Genomic DNA, 23,693 nt, shown 5'->3' with positions numbered 1-23,693 from the left:
GTGTGACGGTCAGACGTCCGAGATGACCTGCCCGTTGGACAGGATGTGAATCTTGTAGCTGGCAAAAATCTTCTGCGCCTCGCCGGCGGCGTAGAGTGCCTGGTAGGCTTCGTGCGGAATCAGCGCATGGTTCTCATAGCTCGACACGCCCTGGCGCGCGGCTTCCAAATCGTCGGTGTTGATGAAGAATTCCTCGGACGACGGCTCGCTCGACCAAAGGCCCCTGCGGCCGGGCTTTTCGCTCTTCGAATAGACTTCCTGGATGGTCCAGGTCAGCAGCCAGGCATTGTCGGGCTTGCGAACCTTGGCCAGCACTTCGGCGACGACGGAATTGTTCTCGGTGATGCCGGCCGAATAAAAGGGACCGAGCACCACGCGGCGCAGCTGCTTGGGATGCAGCTCGGGGAAATCCTTGTCAAGGTTGACCGCGATGGTGGCCGGCGACAGCGTGTAGGCGGAGTTCTTCTCGGTGAAATCGTCGAAACGGTGGGCAAGCTCGGGATTGAGCAGGCCGTCGACGGGGAGCGGGATGTCGACCTTGTCGTTGAGCTTGCCGTTCCTGTCGACGAGCTGGTGGATCATGTTCTCGGATGAGTCCTCCACCGTCGCCATGTAGACCAGCGGCAGGTTGGCGCTGCCGTCGAAGGTCGCCCAATGGACGAGATAATAGGGCCGCGCTGTCTTCGGGTTGACCGAAACATTCGCGGTTTGCGCCAGCATGAACGGGCCGAAGGTTTGCTCGCTCTTGACGTCCTCGAGGTAGAGCCGCTCAGCCATCGACCGCTGCAGCGCCTCGGGGAATTCCTTGTGGCGCAGGATGAAGTCCGCCATCTCCTCGCGCAGTTCGCTGGCCAGTGGGATGTTGGCGAGCCGCGCGTCGGCCTGGCGGCGGTCGTTTTCCAGTTCGAGCAGGTTCTGGAACACCGGGAAGCCGCTTTCGGCGCGCGAAATGCGGAACGTGTCCATGAAGCCCAGCCGATTGCGCCAGCAGGAGAAGGACTTGTCGAGGCGGGCGATGTATTCGGCGACGATCCCGGCGACGATGCCGTGCCGGTAGAGCGGCGAGCGGTCGTCGCGCATGAACACTTCAAGTCCACTGAGCGCGGCCGTGATCGCCGAGAAATACCGCGCCGCCGCGTCGTTTTCGGAGATCATGCTACTGGCCCTGGGAACGTCGCACCTGTGCGTGCGGCAATTATGGCGGCAATTATGACTGCACGTAGTTGGCCGAATTGTGCTTCTTCAGCACCTCGTCGAAGCGGCGGGCAAAGGCGTCGTCGGCAAGCTTCTTGCGGCGCTGAATGTCGGCGGTGGCGACCATGTTCTTCTCGTGCATCTCCAAGAGGTCGCCGATGTGCTTCTGCGAGGCGGCGCCGATACCGGCCATGGTTTCCTCGGCCGTGTTGTCGACCTGGCTGCCCAGAGTGTTGATCTTGTGGGCGACATCCTGCTGGGCGGCGGTCTTCAACGAATCCTCCAGCGCCTTGTAGAGCACGATGCGCTGCTCGGTATCGATGGTCAGCTTGTTGATCAGCGTCGACTGCGCGGCGATCTGGTTGTTGAGCGAATCGACGAAGGTCTGGAACATCGAGGTGTAGCGCTCCAGCGTCTGGCTCTCGGCCAGCAGTTCCTGCTCCTTGGCCTGCTTCTCATTGTATTCGGTGGCCAGTTTCGAGCGCTCGCCTTCGAGCTGGGTACGATCCTTCTGGCTGGTTGAGGCAGCGATCTTGTTCTCGATGTCGAGCAGCATCGGATTGAGCTCCTCGATGCGCTTCTGCACGGCCTCGAGGTTCGTCATGGTGGTCTTGCGGCGCTCGATCACTTGCGACAGGCTGGCCTCGGAGGTCTTGTAGCGTTGGTCGAGGATCTCTTTCTGCGCCTTGAGGATGCCGACGATGGCGTCGGACTTGGCCAGCAGTTCCTGCAGGTTGCCGGCCAGCGACATGTTGCGGACGCGGTCGGTGCGCATGCGCTGCTTGCGCTGCGCCGAAAAGACGCCGACGAAGTTCTCCCAGCCGGTATAGTTCTTCATGCTCTCGAATTCGGCGCCGAAGACATTGGTCGCGTCCTCGAGCCCGATGATCAGGTCGGCGATGTTGCCTTCCATCACCTTCTGCTGTTTCAGCACGTCCTCGATGCGGGCGTTCTCAATGTCGAAATTGGCGTCGCCGATCTTCTTGCCCGATGTGGCGAGCGTGTCGAGCATGGTGCCGGACTGCTCGATCCTGGCCCGCATGTCCTGGACGACCTGCTTGGTCTTGGCAATTTCGGCGTCGAAATCCTGCAATGTCGCCATAAGGGCCTCCCACTTCGGCATCAGGTCGCTGGTTGCGAACAGCGGCGAATATAAGTGGGGCATCCGGGGATTGAAAGGCGCGACGACAAGGGCGATGCGAAAACAAAATATCCGGCCGCGCCCTTGAAAGCCAATGGAGCCGTGATCATAGCGTGATCAACTGGCCAGCCAGTCATAGTTCAGCTGATTTTGAACTTTCATGCCGGCAAAGCAGTCAGTCTCCGCCGAGGCGGATGCCCTCCGAATTCGACAAATAACTGACCAGTTGCAGCCGGCTCAGGGTTTTGGGTCGGCCTTCAGATAGGCGATGACGTTGGCGATGTCGTCATCGCTGCTGAGGCCACCAAAAGCCATCCTGTTGCCGGGCACCTTCAGCTGGGCGCCTTGAGGTATTCGGCAAGGTTCGCCTCGTCCCAGACAAGACCGGCGGCGCCAGCGCTTTTCATGGCCTCCGAATAGTGGCCGAGGAAGCTTTCGGCGGTTCCGGCCGTGCGGCCGACGACACCCATCAGATGCGGGCCGACCTTGTCGCGGTCGGTAGCCGCTTCATGGCAGGCAACGCACCGGTTGAAGACGTGCTTGCCCAGCACCGGGTCACCGCCAGCATGAGCGGCAAGCGAGGTGACAAGAAGAAGGGTGCTGGCTGACAAAACGGCTCGAAGCATGGCTGACCCCGGTGAGCTCTGGCTGATGGCCTTGTAGGACGGGGGCCTTAACAAACGCTGCATCGTGGGCGAGATCGGGGCCGATACGTGATCCGCGCGCCCGGTCAGGCCCTGGTGAAGCCGATGAAATCTTCGGGCGCGGCGCGGCCCATTTCCTCTTCCCAGTGGCGGCGGCAGAGCGAGACATAGACGTCCTTGCCGATCGCCACCTGTTCGCCCTGGCGGGCAACCTTGCCGTCCGGGCCGAGGCGCACGACCATCGTCGCCTTGCGGCCGCAGCGGCAGATGGTGCGGACCTCGCGCAGCTCGTCGGCGATCGCCAGCAAGGCGCGCGAGCCGGGAAACAGCTTGCCCTGGAAATCGGTGCGCAGGCCGTAGCACATGACTGGGATGTCGAGCCGGTCGGCGATGCGGGCGAGCTGCCAGACCTGCTCCTCCTCGAGAAACTGCGCCTCGTCGACGAAGACGCAATGCACGGCGCTGCGCCCGTGATGTTCGGCGACGCGGGCGAACAGATCGTCGCCGTCACGGAACATCTCGGCCTCGGTCTCCAACCCGATGCGCGACGAGATCACGCCACTGTCGCCCTTGCTATAGTGGCCGGCGACGAACAGCATGGTCGTCATGCCGCGCTCGCGATAATTGTACGATGCCTGCAAGAGCATGGTCGTCTTGCCGGCATTCATCGTCGCGTAGTGGAAATAGAGCTTGGCCATGCCGCTCTTTTACGCCGACTTGCCGCGGTGCGGGGAGGGCCTGCCGCCGCATTCCCCTGAAAAAGCCGTCACGGGCCGGCGCCGACAAGGTCAGGCCGGGTCGGCATAGCGTCGGCCGTGTCGCTGATTGGCCAGCCCGCGCCGTTGATCGTGATTGCCTTGATGCTTGAAACCGCACGAGAATGGTGTTTGGCTGACGAAACAAGGCGGGCAGAAAAACCGTAACTTCGCCTCGCAAAGAATCGCAATGGGAGAAAGTACATGTCGCGTATGAATTCTTTCGTCGCCGGCCTCGGCCTGGCGGCTTTCCTGTCCACGAGTGCCGCCTTTGCCGGCGATCCGGCGAGTTGCAAGACTGTTCGTCTCTCCGATGTCGGCTGGACCGACATCCAGGCCACCACCGGCCTCGCCTCGGTGCTGCTTACCGCGCTCGGCTATGAGCCGAAGGTCATCCAGCTGTCGGTGCCGGTGACGATGGCGTCGCTCAAGAACAAGGACCTCGACGTCTTCCTCGGCAATTGGATGCCGTCGATGACCAACGACATCAAGGATTACACCGCCGACGGTTCGGTCGAGACCATCAGCACGAACCTGACCGGCGCCGGTTATGGCATCGTCGTGCCGACCTATGTCGCGGATGCCGGCGTCAAGTCGCTGACCGACCTCGGCAAGTTCAAGGACAAGTTCGACGGCAAGATCTACGGCATCGAAGCCGGCAATGACGGCAACCGCATCATCCTCGACATGATCAAGAATCCGAAAGACAACCTCGCCGGGTTCGAGCTGGTCGAGTCCTCGGAGGCCGGCATGCTGACGCAGGCCGAGCAGTCGATGAAGAACAATGAGTGGATCGCCTTCCTCGGCTGGACGCCGCATCCGGTGATGGGCGCCATGAAGATCACCTATCTGGACGGCATGGGCGACAGCGGCTTCGGCGCGGCCACCGTCTATACCAATGTGCGCAAGGGCTACACAACCGAGTGCCCGAATGCCGGCAAGTTCATCGCCAACCTGAAGTTCAACCTCGACATGGAAGGCCAGATGATGGACGCCATCCTGAAGGGCGGCGACGCCCAGACGGTCGCGACCGACTGGCTGAAGAAAAATCCGGACGCGGTCAAGCCATGGATTGCCGGCGTCACCACCTTCGACGGCGGCGATGCGGCGGCGGCGGTCAAGACCGCGCTTGGAGGTTGAGCCGGCTTTGATTTCGGCATGACCGAAAGAAAAGGGCAGCCATCTGGAAAAGGCTGCCCTTTTTCATATGCTGTGACAAGATGACGTCGCGACAGTACGGAGCCAAAGACAGAGCTCCGGCGGAAGAGGGGTGAGATGGATCCGATTTCCAAATTCATGGTCGATCACAAGATCCCGATCGGCGCCTGGGGAAAGTCGTTTTTCGGTTTCCTCACCGACAATTTCGACACCGTCTTCAGAGCTTTCTCCAACGGGCTCAATTTCATCCTCGACGGGCTGGTCAACCTTTTGCTGATGGTCCCGCCGGTGCTGCTGGCGCTCGTCATCGCCGTCATTGCCTGGCTGCTGCAGCGTTCGCGGCCGCTCGCCATTGCCGTCTTCCTCGGCCTGATCTTCATCATCAACCAGAACCTCTGGAAGCAGACGGTGCAGACGCTGGTGCTGGTCGTCGCCGCCGCCGCGATGGCGATGGCGATCGGCGTGCCGCTCGGCATCTGGGCGGCGCACAAGCCGAAGGTCTATCGCGTCATGCTGCCGGTGCTCGACCTGATGCAGACGCTGCCGACCTTCGTCTACCTGATCCCGGTGCTCACCCTGTTCGGTCTCGGCAACGCGCCCGGCCTCATCGTCACCATCATCTTCGTCATCCCGACCGCTGTCCGGCTTACTCATCTCGGCGTCGTTTCCGTGCCAAAGTCGATCATCGAGGCAGGCGAGGCGTTCGGCGCCACCAAGCGCCAGCTCCTGTGGAAGGTGGAATTGCCCTCGGCCCTGCCCACCATCATGGCGGGGCTGACCCAGTCGATCATGCTGTCGCTGTCGATGGTGGTGTTCGCCGCCCTGATCGGCGCCGGCGGCCTCGGCACCGAGATCAACCGCGCGCTCGGCTCACGCCGCATCGATCTCGGGCTTGAAGCAGGCTTGGCCATCGTCGTTCTCGCCATCGTGCTCGACCGAATGACCCGCATTGGCGTTGGAGGCAAGAAATGACCGTCGCCGTTGATTTCAGGAACGTCGACATCGTCTTCGGCGCCGATCAGGCGGGCTCGCTGGCGATGATCGACAAGGGCGCGACGCGCGCCGAGATCCTCGAGAAGACCGGCAATGTGCTGGGCTGCGCCGGCGCCAGCCTGACCGTGCACGAGGGCGAGATTTCCGTCCTCATGGGGCTGTCGGGCTCCGGCAAGTCGACATTGCTGCGGGCGGTCAATCGCTTGAACGTCGTCTCGCGTGGCCAGGTCCTGGTCAAGGACGGCGACCGCACGGTCGATGTCGTCACCTGCGACGAGGCGACCTTGCGGCGGCTGCGGCAGAAGCAGGTGGCGATGGTGTTCCAGCAGTTCGGCTTGCTGCCCTGGCGCACGGTGGAGGAAAATGTCGGCCTCGGTCTCGAACTCGCCGGCGTGCCGGACGCCGAACGCAAGGAACGTGTGCACAGGCAGCTCAAGCTGGTCAATCTCGACCAGTGGTCGAAGAAATACGCCCATGAGCTCTCGGGCGGCATGCAGCAGCGCGTCGGCCTGGCGCGCGCCTTCGCCACCGAGGCGCCGATCCTGTTGATGGACGAGCCGTTCTCGGCGCTCGACCCGCTGATCCGCACCAAGCTGCAGGACGAATTGCTGCAGCTGCAGGCGGAATTGAAGAAAACCATCATCTTCGTCAGCCACGACCTCGAGGAGGCGCTGAAGATCGGCAGCCATATCACCATCATGGAGGGCGGCCGCATCGTCCAGACCGGCGCGCCGGAGGACATCGTGCTCAGGCCCGCCAACGACTATGTCCGCGACTTCATCGCCAATGTGAACCCGCTGTCGGTGCTGACCGCCTGGAACGTGATGCGCGACCGCCGCGACCTCGAACACGGCACGGACGGCTGGGTGTGGCTCGACCGGCGCAAGACGACGCGCTTCAAAATCGACGAGCACGGGTTGGTGGCGGCGGCCGAACGCGACGGCAAGCCGGCGGTGTGGGTGTCCTGCGCCGACGTCGAGAGACAGCCGGAGGAGAGCGCCCAGGTATTCTGGGCCAATCCCGGCACGTCGCTGAAGACCGTGATGCTGGCCATGCACCGTTCGCAGACGGCACCGGTGGCGCTGTTCGACGACCAGTCGCGCTTTGTCGGCGCCATCGGCATCCGCGACGTGCTGAGCGCGGTGCTGCGGCGGTAGGGCAATTCCAGGAAAGTGTGAAACGGTTTTCCGTCTGGAATTGCGTCGCCGGAAGATAGCCTAATTCAGGTCGCCAGCGGCAGCCGCAACTCCGTCAGCAGTCCACCATCCGGATGATTGGACAGGCGGATCTCGCCCCCGGCGGCGCGCGCGATGTTGCGCGCGATGGTGAGGCCGAGACCAAGACCGCCGGTCTGGCGGTTGCGGGACTGTTCCAGCCGCACGAAGGAGCCGAACACGGCATCGATCTGGGCCTGCGGTATGCCAGGCCCTTCGTCGCGAATGGCGAGCGTGATCGTGCTCTCCGAGCGGTGGAGGCTCAGATGCGCCTTCTTGCCGTAGGTGACGGCATTCTGCACCAGATTGGTGACGCAGCGCCTGAGCGCCACCGGCCGCGCCATGCAAATCAGACCGCGCGAGCGGGTATCGTCATTGTCGAAGGAGACATCCGGATAGGCGTCGGCGATCGATTCCACCAGCGACCAGAAGTCGATGCGTTCGTTCTTCTCCTCGGTCACCTCGAAAGTGGCGAAGTCGATCACGGAACTGGCGATGCTCTCGACATCGGCGAGATCATGCGCCAGCGCCTCGCGAACCGCCGATTTGCGCAACAGTTCCAGGCGCAGCCGCATGCGCGTCATCGGCGTGCGCAGGTCATGCGCGAGTGCGGCGGCAAGGTGTTCGCGGTCCTCGACATATTCGCGCAGCCTGGCCTGCATGGCATTGATCGCCCTGGCGGCTGCTTGGACCTCGCGGCTGCCCGACTCGGCGATCGGCGGGCTCTTCAGGTCCTTGCCGATCCGGTTCACGGCGGTTTCCATCATCCGGTAGGGCGCCGTCAGCCGGCGCAGCGACCAGATCGACATGATCACCACCAGGCCGGCGATCAGCGAGTAGAGCGGCAGGCTGTCGACGCTCAGGATCGGGCCGACGGGCGTGATCGGCTCGGTGAAGTTCAGCCACTGGCCGTCCGCGAAGCGCAGCGAGGCAGTCAGCTTGTCGCTCTGGGCAAAGTCGGCGGCCAGGACCAGCAGGTCGCGTTCCACCTGACCGATATCGGGGCCCGACACCATGCCGCCGGCGTCGTCTGCCTCGCGCGTCGCCGGGTCGCGCCGCACGCGCGCGTCGGTGACGCCGAACTTCGACAGCCGGCCGACGAGGATGTCTTCCAGTTCGGCCAGTTCGTCGTCGCCGGCGATCGAGGAGGTGACGGCGGGGGTGTCCGACACGGTGAGCGCATAGGTCGAGTTGAACAGGCCCGCGGCGGTCGCCTTGCGCTGCTCGGGCGTGGCGCCGCTCATCAGCTGCACCAGCGAATAGGCGCGGTCGTTGAGGCGGTAGAGGTCGACCACGTCATTGGCGGCGGCGCGGTCGTGCGCCACGATATAGAGCGTCGCCACCTGGCTGATCAAAAGGCCGGCAATGACGATCAGCAGCACCCAGACAGGCAAGGTCTGCGGCAGGAAACGTCTCATTCGGAAGTCGTCTCGGGCAGGAACTGGTAGCCGCCGCTGCGCACGGTGAGGATCAGTTTGGGCGTCTTGGGATCATCTTCCATCTTGCGCCGCAGCCGGCTGACCAGGATGTCGACGCTGCGGTCGAAGGAATAGTCGCTATCGCCGCCGGAGAGCTCGATGAGCTGGTCGCGGGTCAGCACGCGCTGCGCGCTCCTGACGAAAGTCTGCAGCAGGTTGAACTCGGCCATGGTCAGCTCGACCCTGACATCGTCGGGCGCGGTCAGCCGGCGCCGCGAACAGTCCATCGTCCAGCCGGCGAAGCGGTAGATCTGCTTGGGGGTGGCGCGCTTCGGCTCGGCGGCGCCATTGCGCCGCAGCACGGCGCGGATGCGCGCCAGCAGCTCGCGCGGATCGAAGGGTTTGGGCACATAGTCGTCGGCGCCCATCTCCAGCCCGACCACCCGGTCGGTCGTCTCGGTGACGGCGGTCAGCATGATGATCGGCGTCGAATACTGAGCGCGCAGTTCGCGGCACAATTCCAGCCCGCTCTTGCCGGGCAACATGACGTCGAGCACGATGAGGTCCACCTGCGCACGGCGCAGGATGGTTTCCATTTCGGTGCCATCGGCGGCAACCGAAGTGTGCAAGCCCCGCTTCTGGAAAAACTCCTGCAGCAGGTCGCGGATGCCCTTGTCGTCGTCGACGATCAGTATGTGTGCGTCGGATTTCACAGGTGCCCCGTCTCGGTTGCCGGCAAAGCGATTCTTGGTGGCTGAGCCACACGATAGAATTCGGGCCATATGTTGGCCAGTGCCTTGCATTTCAAGGTGGAAGGAATACCGCTTTCCCGCATAGAGAGCATTTGGCGGCTTTCCGCCGGCGAGCCAGAAACAATCCAGAAACAAAATTCTACAATCCGGAAAAACTCCTGAAAAGGTAGGGCGGCATAACGGTGCCGTGGCGGTCAGGTCATTGGCTGCGACGATAGTCTCCGGGTTCGCGGATAAACCGATGCCAAGGTTGTCGATCAGTCTCTTGGGTGCGTTGCTGGGTCTTGGCCTGGTCACCACCGCTGTTGGACAATCCGATGCAAAGGCGCCGCTCACCCGGACTGAACGGTGCGCCAATCTCAGCCACCAATTTGATGAAGCACTCGAAACCCATGCCACGGCAACGCAGGTCACCGCGGCAAAGGCACTTCAGAGAAAGGGCAACCGGTACTGCGCCGCCAAGAAACAGGCGCAGGGCATCCGGATGCTCGCCAACGCTTTGAAGCTGCTTGGAGTGACACCGAACGACCCAGTTCAGTGACGCTCAAACTCGACCCGCAAGAAAAAGGAAACGTAGCCATGAAAAAGTCCCTCCTGTCCGCCCTCGGCCTCGCCGTTGCTCTCGCCTTCTCGATGCCGGCTCTCGGCAACGCCGCCGCCACCACGACCACGACCACTGCTCCGGCTGCCACCACGACCACCACTGCGCCTGCCGCCACCGCTCCGGCCGCGAAGGCTGCTCCGATGAAGAAGGCCGCGAAGGCCTGCAAGGTGACCAAGAAGCATAAGTGCCCGGTCAAGAAATCCGCCAAGAAGGCTGCTCCGAAGAAGGCTGCTCCGAAGAAGGCCTAATCAGGTCCCAGGACACCTCTCCATCAAGGCCGCCCCAGCCGCAAACCGGCTGGGGCGGCCTTCTGCCATGCGCTTGATCGGAAACTGAGCACCGGTGGCTTCCGGTCACGCGCTTCGACCTGCCTTAACCCGTTTGCAACGCCGGCCCTGTAGGACTGCCCGCATGAAGAAGCGGCTTTCGTCCATTTTGCGCTCGATAGTGTTCGGCGGCCTGGTTGCCACCGGCATTGCCAGGGTGCTGATCCTGCTCACCGCCAGCCCGGTGCCGGATCCGGCGAGCGGGCGCACAGAGCCTTCGCTGTTTGCGCCAGCCATTTCCAGCAAGTGGGACTACATCACGCCGGCACAGACCTGGCTGCTGATCCTGCTCACCAGCGTGACGCTGATCTGCGTCGTCGCGTGGCCGATCGCGGCATGGATGGAACACCGGGCGGATGCCGACGCAAATCGCCGCATCTTCGGCCGTCAGGGCCGTTGAACCGCGACCGACAATTTCCCACATGAACGTGAATGACCGGGCCGGCCCGCCGACGGTCTGCATGCCAATCCAAAATGGACGATCGCTGCCGCGCGTGGCAAAATGCGAGGCGAAGCCCGATCGGGAAACTGCCGGTTCCGATGCCAGAAATCACCACAAAACCGCGAACCAAGGTCAAGCCGCAGACCGAGCGGCCGAAGCTCTACAAGGTCATCCTGATCAATGACGATTTCACCCCGCGCGAATTCGTGGTGACGGTGCTGAAGGGCGAGTTCAAGCTCAGCGAAGACCAGGCGCACCGGATCATGATCACCGCGCACCGGCGCGGCGTCTGCGTCGTCGCGGTCTTTACCAAGGATGTCGCCGAAACCAAGGCGACGCGGGCCACCGACGCCGGCAAGGCCAAGGGCTACCCGCTGCTGTTCACGACGGAGCCGGAGGAGTGAGGAGTGGTCGCCCGCCGGGCGATTAATCGACAACAATTTGTCGATTAAAGCGACGAACGCCCGGAGCCATAGCGGAGGGCAGGGCCGGTCGTCCCAGCGTAGGCTGCCCTTCGTCCGCCTTTTCGGGCATCATCTCCCGCAAACGGGGAGATGGAAAAGGGCGCCGCCGCTATCTTCCCTCGCGGTACCACATCGAGCCCATCGCCAGAAGCAACAGGCCGAGGCCGAGGAAGCCGCCGAACAGCGGCACGCGCGAGACGGCCTTCAGGACGCTGTCGTCGGTGGTGCGCAGGCCGATCCAGTCGCTGCCGGAGGCTGCGCCGGCCGAGCGCACCGGCACGATGGAAGGCAGGCTCACCTCGCTGCCAGTAGCGGCGGACGGGGTCAGCCGGCGCACGCTGCCGCCGGTGGCTTCCGCCGGCGCCTTCAGCCGGTCCTCGGTGGAGACGACATCGGCGAATTCCGGCGCGTTGACCGGTCCGACATGGGCCAGCGCGGTGAGATCGCCATTGGCGACCTGGAAGAGGCCGATCTCGCTGGTCTGGACGCTGCCGAGGAAGACGCCGGGCTCGGACTTCTCGAGCTTGACGGTCAAGGTCTTGCCGGAGGGGGTGATGATCTGTGCCGGGCCGGGTTGGTCGGCCATCGTCTGGCGGCGGATCTCCAGCACCATGCCGCGTCCCTCGGCGGTCAACCGCTCTTCCTCGAGCTCAGGCTCCTTCATCAGCCAGTGGGCGATGCGCCGGTAGAGCTGGACATGCGGACCGCCGCCCTCGAAGCCGCGCGCCCACAGCCAGCCCTGATCGGACAGGAGCATGCCGACACGGCCTTCGCCCTTGCGGTCGAGCAGGAGCAGCGGCCGGTTGTCGGCCCCCTTCATCACCACTTCGCCTTGCGGGTTCTGCACCCCGATGGTGCGGAACCAGCGGCTCCAGTGCGGCGGTTCTGTGGCCGAACCGTCGAGGCCGCGCGTCACCGGGTGACGTTGGCCGAGATCGGTCAAGCGTGGATAGAAGGCCTTTTCGACCACCTCGCCGGTCGGCATGGCGGGCAGGGCCGACATCAGCGGCGTACGCGCGATCGAACTTTCTCCGGCATATTCGGGGCCGGCGGCGATCAGCAGCGCGCCGCCCTTTTCGACATATTCGGAGATGTAGTCGTAATAGAGGATCGGCAGCACGTCGCGGTGCTGGTAGCGGTCGAAGATGATGAGGTCGAAATCCTTGATCTTCTCGACGAACAGTTCGCGGGTCGGGAAGGCGATCAGCGACAATTCGTTGATAGGCGTGCCATCCTGTTTCTCGGGCGGCCGCAGAATGGTGAAATGGACGAGATCGACCGAGGCGTCGGATTTCAACAGGTTGCGCCAGGTGCGCTCGCCGGCATGCGGCTCGCCGGAGACGAGCAGCACGCGCAAATTCTCGCGGATGCCGTCGACCAGCGCGATGGCGCGGTTGTTGGTATCGGTCAATTCGCCCGGTTCGCGGTCGATGGCGAGTTCGATGATGTTGCGGCCGGCGCCCGGAATGGTCACCTGCAGCGGCATCGCTTGGCCGACGGTGGCGTGCTCGACCGAAACCTGTTCGCCATTGACGGAAACGCGCACATCGACAGGTCCGCTCTCGTTCTCCGTCGAGATGACGCGGTAGGTCATGTCGAGCGGCTTGCCGACGAGGCCGAAGCGCGGCGCGTTCTCGAAGCGGATGCGGCGGTCCTTTTCGTGCTCGTTGCCGGTGATCAGCGCATGCAGCGGGGCGTTGAAGTCGGCAGCGCCCGGAGGCGCGTCATGCACCTCGCCATCGGTGATCATGATGGCGCCGCCGACGCGCGAGGGCGGCACGTCGCGGAAGGCGCCTTCCAGCGCGCTGAACAGCCGGGTTTCAGTGCGCTCCTCGGCGGCGTCGGACTTGCCGGCCTCGACGACCCGGACGTCGAACTGCTTGAAGCGGCCAAGACGCTGTTGCAGCCCGGCGAGCGCCTCATCGGTCTGCTTGGTGCGGTCGCCAATATCCTGGCTCTGGCTGCGGTCGACGATGAGGGCAACCACGCTCTTCAGCGGATCACGCTCCTCATTGAGGAATACCGGATTGAAGAGGGCGGCGGCGAGCGCCAGCAGGGCGACGAAGCGAAGGACCGCGCCGCGCTGGCGAAACCACAGGCCGACAAGCGCAAGCAGCGCCAGCGGCACAAGCACCAGGGCCCAAAGCGGCCAGGAGATCAGCGGTTCGAAGGAGATCGACCAGTTCATGCCTTATCCTCCCCTTGTGGGGAGGGGCCGATCCGCGTGGGGAGCGTAACAAAGAACCTCATCCTACTGCCCCAGCCGTTCGAGCAGTATCGGCACATGCACCTGGTCGGATTTGTAGTTTCCGGTCAGCATGTACATCATGATGTTGACCCCGGCGCGCAGCGCATACATGCGCTGCATCGGGTCGGCCGGCACGGTCGGCAGCAGAGGGTCGCCATTCTCGTCGACCGCCCAGGCGCCGGCGAAATCATTGGCGGTGATCATGATCGGCGAAACGCCGTCGCCAGTGCGCACCGGCCGGTTGTCGGCATTGCTGGCGTCGAGCGATGCCTCGACCCAGAGCGGGCTGCCGGCGAAACGGCCGGGAAATTCGGGCAGGATGAAGAAGGATTTTGTCAGCACATGGTCCGACGGCACCGGCTCCAGCGGCGGCACGTTGAGGTTGCCGAGGATGTCGCGCAGCCGTTCCGTCGCCGGGCTGGTGGAATTGGCGCCGATGCCGTTGGCGAACTGGTCGCGCGTGTCGAACAGCACCGTGCCGCCCTGCTGCATATAGGCGTCGATGCGGGCGATCGCGGCCTGGCTCGGCATGGGCGCCGCCGGATTGATCGGCCAGTAGATCAGGGGATAGAAGGACAGTTCGTCCCTCGATATGTCGACGCCGGCTGGCGCGCCCGGTTCCAGGGCGGTCTTCTCGATCAGGAAACGGGTCAGGCCCTCGAGCCCGGCGCGGCTGATCGAATCGTCGCCCGGCACGCCGGTCAGCACATAGGCGATGCGGGTCTTAGAGATCGCCGCGATCGCGGCCTCGTCGCCCGGCTTGGCGTCATCGGCGCGGGCCAGATCGGCATGGCCGAACAGCGCGCCAAGCGCAATCAGGATCGCGGCGGTGGTTGCCACCGCGCCGGCACGGCGCGGCCGGCGCGAAAACAGGCCGCCCATCCACAACACCGCCAGCGTGTCGAGCAGCATCAGCACCAGGACTGCCGCGACCAGCCCACCCTTCAGGTTGCGCGATTCGTCGAAGGCATACTGGATCGTGGTAACCGGCACGGTGATTTGCGGGCGCGCCAGCGGCGCGAAGGTGCTCGCGGCATCAAGCAGGTTGTGAGCGAAGACACCGGTCTCCGAGCCATAGAGGCCGGGCGGATTCTCGATAGTCACCGGCAGCGCGCCGGCGCCTGGCACCAGTGGACGTGCATCCGGTGTCGGCGGCACCAGCGAGCCGTCGGCCGCGATCATGCGATAGGGCGCCAGCGACGTGGCGGCGGCTTCGGCATTGGCGATCGCCGCACCCTGGTTGCGTGACAGCTGCACGATGCGGCGCAGCATCTCGACGAAGCTGCCCGATATCGGCAGGTTCGACCATGTCGCCTCGGGCGTGACGTGGAACAGCACCAGCGTGCCCTTGCCCTTCTTCAGGCCGGTGACCAGCGGCGTGCCGTCGGCAAGGGCCGCCCAGGTGCGCTCGACGATGTCGGGTGTCGGCTCGGCCAGCACCTGCCTGCTCACTGTGACTTCGGTGGGCGGCGCCAGGTCGGCGAAGGGGCCGGCCTTCGGAAATTCGGTCACCGGCTGTGGCGAGGTCCATGACAATGCGCCGCCGAGCGAGCGCTCGCCTGTGCGCAGGCGGACCGGCAGAAGGTCGTCGTCATTGCCGGCGGCCGCCAGCCGCGAGCCGGCGAAACGCACCAGCGTGCCGCCATTGTCGACCCAATCGACCAGCCTTTGGCGGACCTGCGCCGGAATGGTGCCGATATCGGCCATGATGATCATCGCCGGCTTCTGGTCGAGGATCTGCGGGATGGCGTCGGCTAGATCGGCGCTGGAGGGTTCGACCAGATCGGCGAAAGGCTGCAGCGCACGCCTGATGTAGTAGAGCGGCGACAGGAGCGGCTGCGCCTGGTCGGCTTCGGCCTGCGACAGCAGCCCGACGCGGCGGCGCTTGGAGCTTTCATCCAGAACGCGCACCGCACCGGCGTGGCGCTCGCCGTCGAGCGCGATCGAGGCGAAGTCGTTGCGCAACTCGAACGGCACCGTCATGGTGCCCGTGGCCGTGGCTTCGCCGGGCGCGAAGGTCAGCGTCGCATCGGCGATGCGGCGCCCCTTATCGTCGAAAGCGCCGGCGGTGACCTGCGCCGGAGCCGGATCGCCCGGCGCGCGGATAGCGGTCAGCGCAAAGCCGTCGACCTGATTGTCGGCCGCGGTCAGGCCGGTCAGGGAAAGCCGGTCAGCGGTTGCCCAGACGATGCGGGCGGCATTTTTCGACAAGAGCGTGTTGAAGGCGGCCTCGTCGCCCTTGGCGGCCAGGCCGTCAGCCAGCACGGCGACGCTGGCGCCGGGCAAGGTCTCCAGCGCGCCGGCGACGCGGGTATAGACAGCGGGCCGGTCGGTCGGGATCGGCCGCGGCTTGGCGGCACGCAGCCGGTTCAGCGCGGCGGCGGCATCGAAGGGGCCGATCTCGGCATTGGGCTTTTCGGCCGTGAAGGCAAGGATGACCGGCACGCCGTTGGAGCCGGCATCGGCGATCAGCCGTTCGGCGGTGGCGACGCGCTTGCTCCAGTCGGCGGCACTGGCCCAGTCATTGTCGACGACCAGTGCAAGTGCCGCACCCTCGGCCGGCAATTTCTCGCGCGGATTGAAGACCGGTTCGGCCAATGCTGCGACGATGAGCGCCGCCATTAGCAGCCTGAGCAGCGTCAGCCACCAGGGGCTCTGCTGCGGCGTCTCCTCGCGCTTCAGCACGCGCGCCAGGATCTTCAGCGGCGGAAAGATCTCGGTCTGCGGCTTGGGCGGCGTCAGCCTGAGCAGCCACCAGATCACCGGCAGCGCCAGCAGGCCCCACAGCACCATGGGAGCGCCAAAGGAGAGCGGCAGCCAGCTCATGCCACGGCCTTTCCAGGCTGACCGGAGGTCGGCCCGGCAAGAGCAGAGGGCAGCCCGGCACGACTAGAGGTCGGCCGGGCACGACCAGAGGTCGGCCGGGCATAAGAGCCATCGGCGGTCATTGCCATGTGCAGGCGCACCAGGGCGTCGGAAGCCAGCCGGTCTGTGTGGTTGACGGTGAAGCTCCAGCCGAGCCGCTTGCACCAGCCGGCCAGTTCCTGGCGGCGGGCGGTGTAGAGCAGGCGGTATTCATCGCCCAGCACCTCGGCACGTCCCGCGGTCAGCTTGTCGCCGGTCTCCGGATCGGTGAACTCCGTGCGGCCGGCATAGGGGAAGGTTTCCTCGGCCGGATCGGCGACCTCGATCAGATGGGCGCGCACGCCGTGGCGGGCGAGGACGTCGAGCCAGGCCATGGTTTCCTCGACGGAATCGAGGAAATCGCTGACGATGACGATGTCGCAGAAGCGCCTGATATCGGACAGGTCAGGCTTTGCCGGCAAGTCGCCGGCATGCATCAACTGGGCGGCGATGCGCTCGGCGCCGTTGCGCGCGGTGAACGGATCGGTCAGGCCAGGCCAGGCGATGCGTTCGCCGCTGCGCGACAACAGTTCGGCCATGGCCAGCGCCAGTACCAGCGCGCGCGATTGCTTGGAGACGCCGGCGCCCGTCGACTTGTAGAGCATGGAGGGCGAGGGATCGGCCCACAGCCAGACCGTATGGGCGGCTTCCCATTCGCGGTCGCGCACATAGGTGTGGTCGTCGCGGGCCGAGCGGCGCCAGTCGATGCGCGAGGCGTCACCCTCCACATAGGGCCGGAACTGCCAGAAATTCTCGCCGATGCCGCGTTTGCGGCGGCCGTGCCAGCCGGCGATCACGGTGTTGACGATGCGGCGCGCCTCGACCAGCAGGTCCGGCACAAGCGAAGCCCGCAACCGGCCGCGGGCGAGCGCGTCGCGCGTCGCTGCCGGAGCCTGGACCTCGCCGATTCGCGCCATCAAATCCCTTTCACGAGTTTCGCCACCACGTCGCGAACGCTGGTGCCTTCGGCGCGGGCGGCGAAAGTGAGCGCCATGCGATGCTGTAGCACCGGCTCGGCCAGCGCGCGCACGTCGTCGACCGAAGGTGCCAGGCGCCCATCGTAAAGAGCGCGGGCACGCGTGCACAGCATCAGCGCCTGGCTGGCGCGCGGACCGGGACCCCAGGCGACGTGCTTGTCGGTTTCGGCATTGCCTTGGCCCGGGCGCGCCGAGCGCACCAGGGTTAGGATCGCCTCGACGACGCTTTCGGGCACCGGCATGCGCCGGATCAGCGTCTGGATCTCCTTCAGCCGGGCGGGCTGCAATACATTGGTCGCCTTGGCGTCCTCGACGCCGGTGGTCTCCAGCAGGATGCGGCGCTCGGCTTCGATCTCGGGATAGAGAATGTCGACCTGCATCAGGAAGCGGTCGAGCTGGGCTTCGGGCAGCGGATAGGTGCCTTCCTGCTCCAGCGGGTTCTGCGTCGCCAGCACATGGAAAGGCGAGGGCAGATCATGGCGGGCGCCGGCAATGGTGACGTGATACTCCTGCATCGCCTGCAGCAGCGCCGACTGGGTGCGCGGCGAGGCGCGGTTGATCTCATCGGCCATCAGAAGCTGGGCAAAGATCGGCCCGGAGATGAAGCGGAAGGATCGCTTGCCGGTCTCGTCCTGCTCCATGACCTCGGAGCCGAGGATGTCGGACGGCATCAGGTCGGGCGTGAACTGGATGCGGCGCGAATCGAGGCCGAGCACGACGCCCAGCGTCTCGACCAGCTTGGTCTTGGCAAGGCCCGGCACGCCGACCAGAAGCGCATGGCCGCCGGCAAGCAGCGCCACCAGCGTACGCTCGACGACGTTCTCCTGACCGAAGATCACCCGGCCGACCCCGTCGCGGATCCTGGAAATGTCGGCGAGCGCCTTCTCGGCCTCGGCGACCATGTCCTTTTCGCTGATCGGGCTTTCCTTGACAATCACGCTCATGCCGCATCGATCCCTTTGGTTTGGAAATACCGGCTCGCACCATACCATAGGTGCCGCGATTCGGCCTCGCGTAGCGCCTATGTTCGAATTTAAATCACAGACTTAGGCTGACAAGCGGAACAACAGTGACTATTTCGTGACCATGACGGAACACTCGCCACATCGCGAACAAAGCCTTACCGATGCCACCGAGGCGCGGGGCCTCGAGGCGCTGATCGCGCGTGCGGCCCGTGCCGGCAAGGGCGCGGCGGCGGTCGAGCACTGGAATCCCGACTTTTGCGGTGATCTCGATATGGAGATCAAGGCTGACGGCACCTGGTTCTACCTGGGAACGCCGATCGGCCGCATGCCGCTGGTCCAGCTTTTTTCCTCAGTGCTGCGCAAGGATGCCGACGGCAGGACCTATCTGGTAACGCCGGTGGAAAAGGTCGGCATCCGCGTCGCCGATGCGCCCTTCATCGCCGTCGAGATGGATGTTTCGGGCCGCGGCGGCGAACAGATCATCACCTTCCGCACCAATGTCGGCGACGTGGTCGAGGCCGGACCGGAGCGGCCGCTGCGTTTCGTCGACGAGGACGAGACCGGAGGCCTGAAGCCCTATGTGCTGGTGCGCGGCAGGCTGGAGGCGCTGGTGGCGCGGCCTGTCATGTACGAGTTGGTCGGCCATGGCGAGGAGGTCGAGATCGACGGCAGGACGATGTTCGCCGTGCGCTCCAAGGGAGCGGTGTTCGCGATCATGCCGGCCGACCAATTGAAACAGCTGAGCGCGTGATGGACCATATGGCGCCGGCGCCGTTTTCATCGGCGGATTTTCGCACGCGCTTCGCCGCGCAGCCGCAAGCGCATGCCGACGACGACTATGGCGATCACCGCTTCAATCCCGGCCACCCGCGCCTCACCCAGAACAAGGCGCTGCGCAATGCCGCGGTGCTGATCCCGGTGGTCGATCATGACGGCGAGGCGACGGTTCTGTTGACCAAACGGGCCGAGAAGCTGCGCAGCCATTCAGGGCAGGTGGCCTTTCCCGGCGGCACCATCGACCCGACCGACGCGAGCCCGGAAGCAACGGCGCTGCGCGAGACCTTCGAGGAGATCGGCCTCGGCGGCGATCGCATCGAGATCCTCGGCCGCATGCCCGATTATGTCGCCGGCAGCGGCTACCGCATCGCGCCGGTGCTGGGCATCGTGCGACCCGGCTTCGAGCTGACCTTGAACGCCGACGAGGTCGATGCCGCTTTCGAAGTGCCGCTGCGCTTCCTGATGGACCCGGTGAACCACAAACGCGACAGCCGCATGTGGAACGATCTCGAATGGTTCTTCTACGACATGCCCTATGGCGACAGGCGCATCTGGGGCGTCACCGCCGGCATCATCCGCACGCTCTATGAAAGGCTCTATGCGTGAGTGTATCGATCGCGGGCAGGGCCGACTGGCTCGGCGACAAGCATCTGCAGCGCCTGCTTGGCGCGCTCACCGAGGGCGGTGAGGAGGCGCGTGTCGCCGGTGGCGCCGTGCGCAATGCGCTGATGGGCCAGGCGGTCGCCGATATCGACATCGCCACCACCTGCCTGCCGCAGGAAACGGTCCGCCGCGCCGAGGCGGAAGGCTTCAAAACGGTGCCGACCGGCATCGAGCATGGCACGATCACGGTGGTCGCCGGCGGCAAGCCTTATGAAATCACCACTTTGCGCGCCGATGTCGAAACCGATGGCCGTCGCGCCAGGGTGTCGTTCGGCCGCGACTGGAAGCTCGATGCCGAGCGGCGCGATTTCACCATCAACGCGCTCTACGCCGAGGCTGACGGGACGGTTGTCGACCTTGTCGGCGGCATCGCCGACATCGAGGCCCGCCGGCTGCGCTTCATCGGCGACACGGAGGCGCGCATCCGCGAGGATTATCTGCGCATCCTGCGCTTCTTCCGCTTCTTCGCCTGGTATGGCGAAGGCCGGCCGGACGCCGAGGGGCTGAAGGCCTGCGCCCGGCTGAAGGACGGGTTGGCGCAACTTTCGGCCGAACGCATCTGGTCCGAACTGAAGAAGCTGTTGTCGGCGCCTGATCCCTCGCGGGCGCTGCTCTGGATGCGCCAGGCGAGCGTCTTGACCGCCGCACTGCCGGAAAGCGAGAAATGGGGCATCGATGCGATCCACGGGCTGACCAAGGCCGAGAAGGATCTGGGCTGGGCGACAGATCCGATGCTGCGGCTGGAGGCGATCGTGCCGCCGGACGCCGCGCGCATGAAAACGCTCACCGAGCGCCTCAGGTTGTCGACCGGCGAAGCAGACCGGTTGCGCCACTGGGCGGTGGCCACCGCCGTCGCGTCGAGGACGACCGAGGGCGAACTGGCGAAAAGGCTGTACCGTGGCGACCGGCAGGGGTTTGTCGATCGCCTGCGGCTGGCGCTTGCATCGGTGCGGATGCGCGCCGCCGAGGACAATGACGCGCTGCTCGAAGCCGGCGGTTTTTCGCGCCTGCTTGCCTTCGCGCTCAAATGGGAAAAACCAGTGTTTCCGCTGAAGGGCGCCGATCTGACCGCGCTCGGCGCAACGCCGGGGCCAAAGCTCGGTGAAATCCTCAAGAACCTTGAGGCGGAATGGATCGAGGCGGGGTTTGCGCTTGATCGCGGCGCGTTGCTTGAGCGCGCCGCAAAGGCACTTGAAACCTGAACGCGTCGCGTCGAAACGGATCACGCGCCGCGCTTTGGATCAGGTCTTTGTCTCGATGCCTGTCGTTCTCCCAAGGCCACTTTGGGAGATATGCATTGCCCATCTACCTGATTGCCACGGGAGCCAGGGCGCGTGACAGGCTCGCTTCGCCTTTGCCATAGACGGAGGCCCTATAGTTGACCAGGGTGTCGGTCCGAGCCGTATTGAGCAGATCGTTGGTGATCTGGGTCGGCGTGGCCTTGGTGAACTTGCTGCCTATTATCGCCGCATATCCTGAAATGATCGGCGCGGCGAAGGAGGTGCCATAAAGGCCTGTCTTGCTTCCATCGACACCAACAACAAGGAAGTGGCTTTGCACCAGCGGATTGGAGCCGGCGTAGTCCGAGTACCAGGCAAGCTGCGCCTTGTTGGTTGTCGTGCCATTCGTCGACAGCGCACCGACGAAGATTGCTGTTTGCTTGCCGATCAGGGCGAGATTGAGATAGTCCTGCTGGCCGTTCGTGACACCCCCGACCGCGACGGAGTCGTTGCCGGCCGCCTTTGAGATGATGGCCGATCCACTGCTGGCATAGGAGATGATCGACGCCTCTTCCGGTGCCCACCCGATCTGGTTCACGCTGTAGCCTGCGGTCGTGTACATCCCGTAGCTGAGGTTGAGCACGTTACGGCCGGGCGCTAGCGAGACCGCCGAACCTGTGGAGAAGTCTTTAGATCTGATGCTCGCCCAGGGCGCGATCATGCCGGCTTCCTCGCGGGTCCATTCACCGTGCCGCTGGTTTTGAACCCCGACGCCGAAGTTACCGGAGAAGCGCGACGAACTGCTGAAGTCGTCGACGATGGTCATGGTGACGCCCTGCCCCTTGTAGCCTGCCGCCCATGCGGCACCGACGTCGGGGCTCATCCATCCTGGTGTGGCAGCTTGCGTACGCGCGGTCGGGATTGTTGCGCTCACGCATATGGATAGGCCGCCATGGCACAGCGCGGCCATTTCCTCCGCATCGGGAGCCTCCTGTGCCGACGCGATCGGCGCCGACAGCATGGCGAAAGCGAGGGCGATACCGAATTTCAAGTGATTACCTGACATGTTCCAACTCCGGTCAAACAAGAAACTGGGACGGGCGATCGCGAACTTCGGCGAGATGGTTTTCTCGATCCAAGGCATCGGCGATCAGAAACTAACACGGTAGTTCAGCCAGAGATGCTGGCTCTCCGGTTTAGCGTTAACCAGATATTTCAGCGTTTCCTCAGGTGCCATCTGGCTGGCCGCGAGGCGGCAATTGACGCTGTAGGTACCGAAGTCGCCATAATCGGCTTCGCAGGCCTTTTCGGTGAGCTTGCCGCCGAAGGTCGTGGTGAGCGACAGGGAAAGCGTACTGTTCGGATTCGGATGCATCTGGGTGAGGAAGCCAAGCTTCAGGCTGGGCTGGATCCGATACTTCTCGCCCTCTTCTCCGGTTCCAAAGCCCCAAAGGATGCCGGTATCCTCGGTGACCTGGGTCAGCAGGTCCACGTGCATGTCGACCCAGCTTGCGCGGTACCATTGGTTGAACGATACCCGGTTTCCGTTCTGCAGTTCGTAACCGCCGTTGCCCAGGCCCTTCGCGCGATCGCTGAGTGGCGAGCCCTGATGGATGTCGACCAACGATGTCGTCATTTCCTGGGCAATAGCCGGCGACCCCTCAAGGAGCGCGCACAGGAGGAGCGCCGCCGAGCGGAAACTCTCTCGATTGCCGGACTTTTCGCGCATGCGCGAAACACCTCGCCTACCGATTCCGGACCAGTGCCTGATGGCGACGGGCTCCTCTTGCAGCCCGCTGTAGCCGGATTATCGGTGCGACAATGGCATGGATCGGTTACCGCCGGGTTTACTTTAGTTAAGGCGAATGTAATTTTTTGGCCCTGCGAGGTCTGGCGGCATGACGTTCGCGATCGCGTCGAACGCCATCGCGGACGCCGTGGCCCAACGCTGTTCTATCTGCCTGCTTTACAGCCAATCTTGAGCGCCGACGCTTATCTCTTGCCACAAACCCAGGCGCCAAGACCTACGCCGCGTCGCGAGCCTTCTGGATACGCGAACGGATCGCCTCGATCATCGTCTCGCGGATGATGGTCTCACCATGTGTCTCGCGCATATGTTCGACGGCACGGCGCATCACTTCGGCTTCCTCGTTGGCACGGGTGTGCCATTCACAGCCGGGAACGAGCGACCCGCAGTGAAATTCCTTCATCGGATTTCTCCCTTTCCTCCGTGAAACCTGGTCAGGCTCCGGTACGCTTTTTGGCTCGTGGCCCGTCCGAGTTGCACCTCCGGATCATCGAGCGGGTGAGCATAACACAGATGGGGCGATGTTGGTTGCCGTCAATGGGCAAAAGGCGGAGCAGCACTGCTCCGCCCCGTTACGCTTACCCCTCGTACGCCTACCGCAGGCGGCAGGCCGGACATCGTCTCGCCGCGCCCTTGCGGACAGGCGTCACTTCACGATCTTGATCGCCTCGGCAACCTTGTTCTTGCCGCTCATGTCCCATGAAACTCTGACCTTTTCGCCGGCCTTCAGGCCAGGATCCTTGAAGGCCTTGGAGAGCGTAAAAGAAGATCCGTCGTCGAGCACAAGGCTCATGGCCGCCGCGTCGAATGTCTTGACCGTTCCAGTGGTGTGCTTGACGGCGGCGAACGCCACCGAACCGGAAGCAAGAAGGGCAGCCGCGGCAGTCGAAACAATGATCTTGCGCATTGCGAAATACTCCTGGGAAAGGGCGGGCATCCTTTTGGCGCCCGCATCGTCCTGGGCCATCCGGATCCGTCGAGTCGCGATTCGCTTTGTCCTGATGCAATTCCGAACGAAAAACCGCTT

Annotated in this window: 23 protein-coding genes and 1 pseudogene; 10 read left to right on the top strand and 14 right to left on the bottom strand. The window is 64.3% G+C overall.

Annotated features, from left to right (window positions below):
* Positions 1–9: 9 nt before the first annotated feature.
* The 4 genes and pseudogenes from FJ934_RS17070 to FJ934_RS17055 all read right to left on the bottom strand — a co-directional run bounded on the left by FJ934_RS17070 (position 10) and on the right by FJ934_RS17055 (position 3,677).
* A complete protein-coding gene (locus FJ934_RS17070; RefSeq protein ID WP_140610757.1) occupies positions 10–1,155 on the bottom strand; it encodes a hypothetical protein in 1,146 nt (381 codons plus the stop codon).
* Between the two features lie 52 nt (positions 1,156–1,207).
* Complete coding sequence (locus tag FJ934_RS17065; protein WP_140610756.1) at positions 1,208–2,296, bottom strand: hypothetical protein; 1,089 nt, start codon at positions 2,294–2,296, stop codon at positions 1,208–1,210.
* Between the two features lie 276 nt (positions 2,297–2,572).
* A pseudogene (locus FJ934_RS17060) lies at positions 2,573–2,961 on the bottom strand (cytochrome c family protein).
* Positions 2,962–3,065: 104 nt separating this feature from the next.
* The gene (locus tag FJ934_RS17055) at positions 3,066–3,677 is read right to left on the bottom strand and encodes a thymidine kinase (RefSeq protein WP_140610755.1); all 612 of its coding nucleotides are present in this window, start codon (positions 3,675–3,677) and stop codon (positions 3,066–3,068) included.
* Positions 3,678–3,938: 261 nt separating this feature from the next.
* Here FJ934_RS17055 and FJ934_RS17050 point away from each other — a divergent pair, with 261 nt between their 5' ends.
* The 3 genes from FJ934_RS17050 to choV all read left to right on the top strand — a co-directional run bounded on the left by FJ934_RS17050 (position 3,939) and on the right by choV (position 7,042).
* Positions 3,939–4,874 (top strand): choline ABC transporter substrate-binding protein, encoded by a 936-nt coding sequence (locus FJ934_RS17050; RefSeq protein ID WP_140610754.1) that lies wholly within the window; start codon positions 3,939–3,941, stop codon positions 4,872–4,874.
* A 135-nt stretch (positions 4,875–5,009) separates the two neighbouring features.
* The gene (gene choW / locus FJ934_RS17045) at positions 5,010–5,864 is read left to right on the top strand and encodes a choline ABC transporter permease subunit (protein ID WP_140610753.1); all 855 of its coding nucleotides are present in this window, start codon (positions 5,010–5,012) and stop codon (positions 5,862–5,864) included.
* Positions 5,861–7,042 (top strand): choline ABC transporter ATP-binding protein, encoded by a 1,182-nt coding sequence (gene choV / locus FJ934_RS17040; RefSeq protein WP_140610752.1) that lies wholly within the window; start codon positions 5,861–5,863, stop codon positions 7,040–7,042. The genes choW and choV overlap by 4 nt, the downstream gene beginning before the upstream one ends.
* A 65-nt stretch (positions 7,043–7,107) precedes the next feature.
* On the opposite strand, the gene FJ934_RS17035 is transcribed toward choV, so the two are convergent.
* A complete protein-coding gene (locus FJ934_RS17035) occupies positions 7,108–8,517 on the bottom strand; it encodes an ATP-binding protein (protein ID WP_140610751.1) in 1,410 nt (469 codons plus the stop codon).
* Positions 8,514–9,230 carry a response regulator transcription factor gene (locus FJ934_RS17030; protein ID WP_140610750.1) on the bottom strand — a complete coding sequence of 239 codons (717 nt, stop codon included), beginning with the start codon at positions 9,228–9,230 and terminating at the stop codon, positions 8,514–8,516. The genes FJ934_RS17035 and FJ934_RS17030 overlap by 4 nt, the downstream gene beginning before the upstream one ends.
* Before the next feature lie 280 nt (positions 9,231–9,510).
* Between FJ934_RS17030 and FJ934_RS17025 the strand changes: the two genes are divergently transcribed.
* The 4 genes from FJ934_RS17025 to clpS all read left to right on the top strand — a co-directional run bounded on the left by FJ934_RS17025 (position 9,511) and on the right by clpS (position 11,045).
* Entirely contained in the window at positions 9,511–9,810 is a 300-nt protein-coding gene (locus FJ934_RS17025) for a hypothetical protein (protein WP_140610749.1), read from the top strand.
* A gap of 38 nt (positions 9,811–9,848) precedes the next feature.
* Positions 9,849–10,121: a hypothetical protein gene (locus tag FJ934_RS17020; protein WP_140610748.1), complete on the top strand. Its 273-nt coding sequence runs from the start codon at positions 9,849–9,851 to the stop codon at positions 10,119–10,121.
* 163 nt (positions 10,122–10,284) lie between these two features.
* Positions 10,285–10,599: a hypothetical protein gene (locus tag FJ934_RS17015; protein WP_140610747.1), complete on the top strand. Its 315-nt coding sequence runs from the start codon at positions 10,285–10,287 to the stop codon at positions 10,597–10,599.
* 140 nt (positions 10,600–10,739) lie between these two features.
* Positions 10,740–11,045: an ATP-dependent Clp protease adapter ClpS gene (gene clpS, locus FJ934_RS17010; RefSeq protein ID WP_010911143.1), complete on the top strand. Its 306-nt coding sequence runs from the start codon at positions 10,740–10,742 to the stop codon at positions 11,043–11,045.
* A gap of 169 nt (positions 11,046–11,214) precedes the next feature.
* On the opposite strand, the gene FJ934_RS17005 is transcribed toward clpS, so the two are convergent.
* The 4 genes from FJ934_RS17005 to FJ934_RS16990 all read right to left on the bottom strand — a co-directional run bounded on the left by FJ934_RS17005 (position 11,215) and on the right by FJ934_RS16990 (position 18,178).
* Positions 11,215–13,293 (bottom strand): hypothetical protein, encoded by a 2,079-nt coding sequence (locus FJ934_RS17005; protein ID WP_140610746.1) that lies wholly within the window; start codon positions 13,291–13,293, stop codon positions 11,215–11,217.
* Positions 13,294–13,356: 63 nt separating this feature from the next.
* Complete coding sequence (locus FJ934_RS17000) at positions 13,357–16,179, bottom strand: DUF4159 domain-containing protein (RefSeq protein ID WP_140610745.1); 2,823 nt, start codon at positions 16,177–16,179, stop codon at positions 13,357–13,359.
* On the bottom strand, positions 16,176–17,174 hold the full coding sequence (locus tag FJ934_RS16995; RefSeq protein WP_246671538.1) for a DUF58 domain-containing protein: 999 nt from the start codon (positions 17,172–17,174) through the stop codon (positions 16,176–16,178). The genes FJ934_RS17000 and FJ934_RS16995 overlap by 4 nt, the downstream gene beginning before the upstream one ends.
* A complete protein-coding gene (locus FJ934_RS16990) occupies positions 17,174–18,178 on the bottom strand; it encodes a MoxR family ATPase (protein WP_140610744.1) in 1,005 nt (334 codons plus the stop codon). The genes FJ934_RS16995 and FJ934_RS16990 overlap by 1 nt, the downstream gene beginning before the upstream one ends.
* A 142-nt stretch (positions 18,179–18,320) precedes the next feature.
* Between FJ934_RS16990 and FJ934_RS16985 the strand changes: the two genes are divergently transcribed.
* The 3 genes from FJ934_RS16985 to FJ934_RS16975 are packed head-to-tail and all read left to right on the top strand — an operon-like array spanning position 18,321 to position 20,841.
* Entirely contained in the window at positions 18,321–18,950 is a 630-nt protein-coding gene (locus tag FJ934_RS16985; protein ID WP_140610790.1) for a DUF1285 domain-containing protein, read from the top strand.
* Positions 18,950–19,582 (top strand): CoA pyrophosphatase, encoded by a 633-nt coding sequence (locus FJ934_RS16980; protein ID WP_140610743.1) that lies wholly within the window; start codon positions 18,950–18,952, stop codon positions 19,580–19,582. Before FJ934_RS16985 ends, FJ934_RS16980 begins: the two co-directional genes overlap by 1 nt.
* Positions 19,579–20,841, top strand: a complete 1,263-nt coding sequence (locus FJ934_RS16975; RefSeq protein ID WP_140610742.1) for a CCA tRNA nucleotidyltransferase — start codon at positions 19,579–19,581, stop codon at positions 20,839–20,841. Before FJ934_RS16980 ends, FJ934_RS16975 begins: the two co-directional genes overlap by 4 nt.
* Positions 20,842–20,944: 103 nt before the next feature.
* Here FJ934_RS16975 and FJ934_RS16970 read toward each other — a convergent pair whose 3' ends face one another.
* From FJ934_RS16970 to FJ934_RS16955, 4 genes are all read right to left on the bottom strand, one after another.
* Entirely contained in the window at positions 20,945–22,003 is a 1,059-nt protein-coding gene (locus tag FJ934_RS16970) for a S8 family serine peptidase (RefSeq protein ID WP_246671537.1), read from the bottom strand.
* A gap of 6 nt (positions 22,004–22,009) precedes the next feature.
* Positions 22,010–22,588 (bottom strand): hypothetical protein, encoded by a 579-nt coding sequence (locus FJ934_RS16965; RefSeq protein WP_140610741.1) that lies wholly within the window; start codon positions 22,586–22,588, stop codon positions 22,010–22,012.
* 295 nt (positions 22,589–22,883) lie between these two features.
* Positions 22,884–23,069 (bottom strand): DUF1059 domain-containing protein, encoded by a 186-nt coding sequence (locus FJ934_RS16960; RefSeq protein ID WP_140610740.1) that lies wholly within the window; start codon positions 23,067–23,069, stop codon positions 22,884–22,886.
* Positions 23,070–23,312: 243 nt separating this feature from the next.
* Positions 23,313–23,573, bottom strand: a complete 261-nt coding sequence (locus FJ934_RS16955; RefSeq protein ID WP_140610739.1) for a DUF1344 domain-containing protein — start codon at positions 23,571–23,573, stop codon at positions 23,313–23,315.
* Positions 23,574–23,693: the final 120 nt, after the last annotated feature.

Origin of the sequence: Mesorhizobium sp. B2-4-12, assembly GCF_006441575.1 — a bacterium.
Lineage (GTDB): Bacteria > Pseudomonadota > Alphaproteobacteria > Rhizobiales > Rhizobiaceae > Mesorhizobium.
This window is presented reverse-complemented; position numbering and strand designations above follow the sequence as displayed.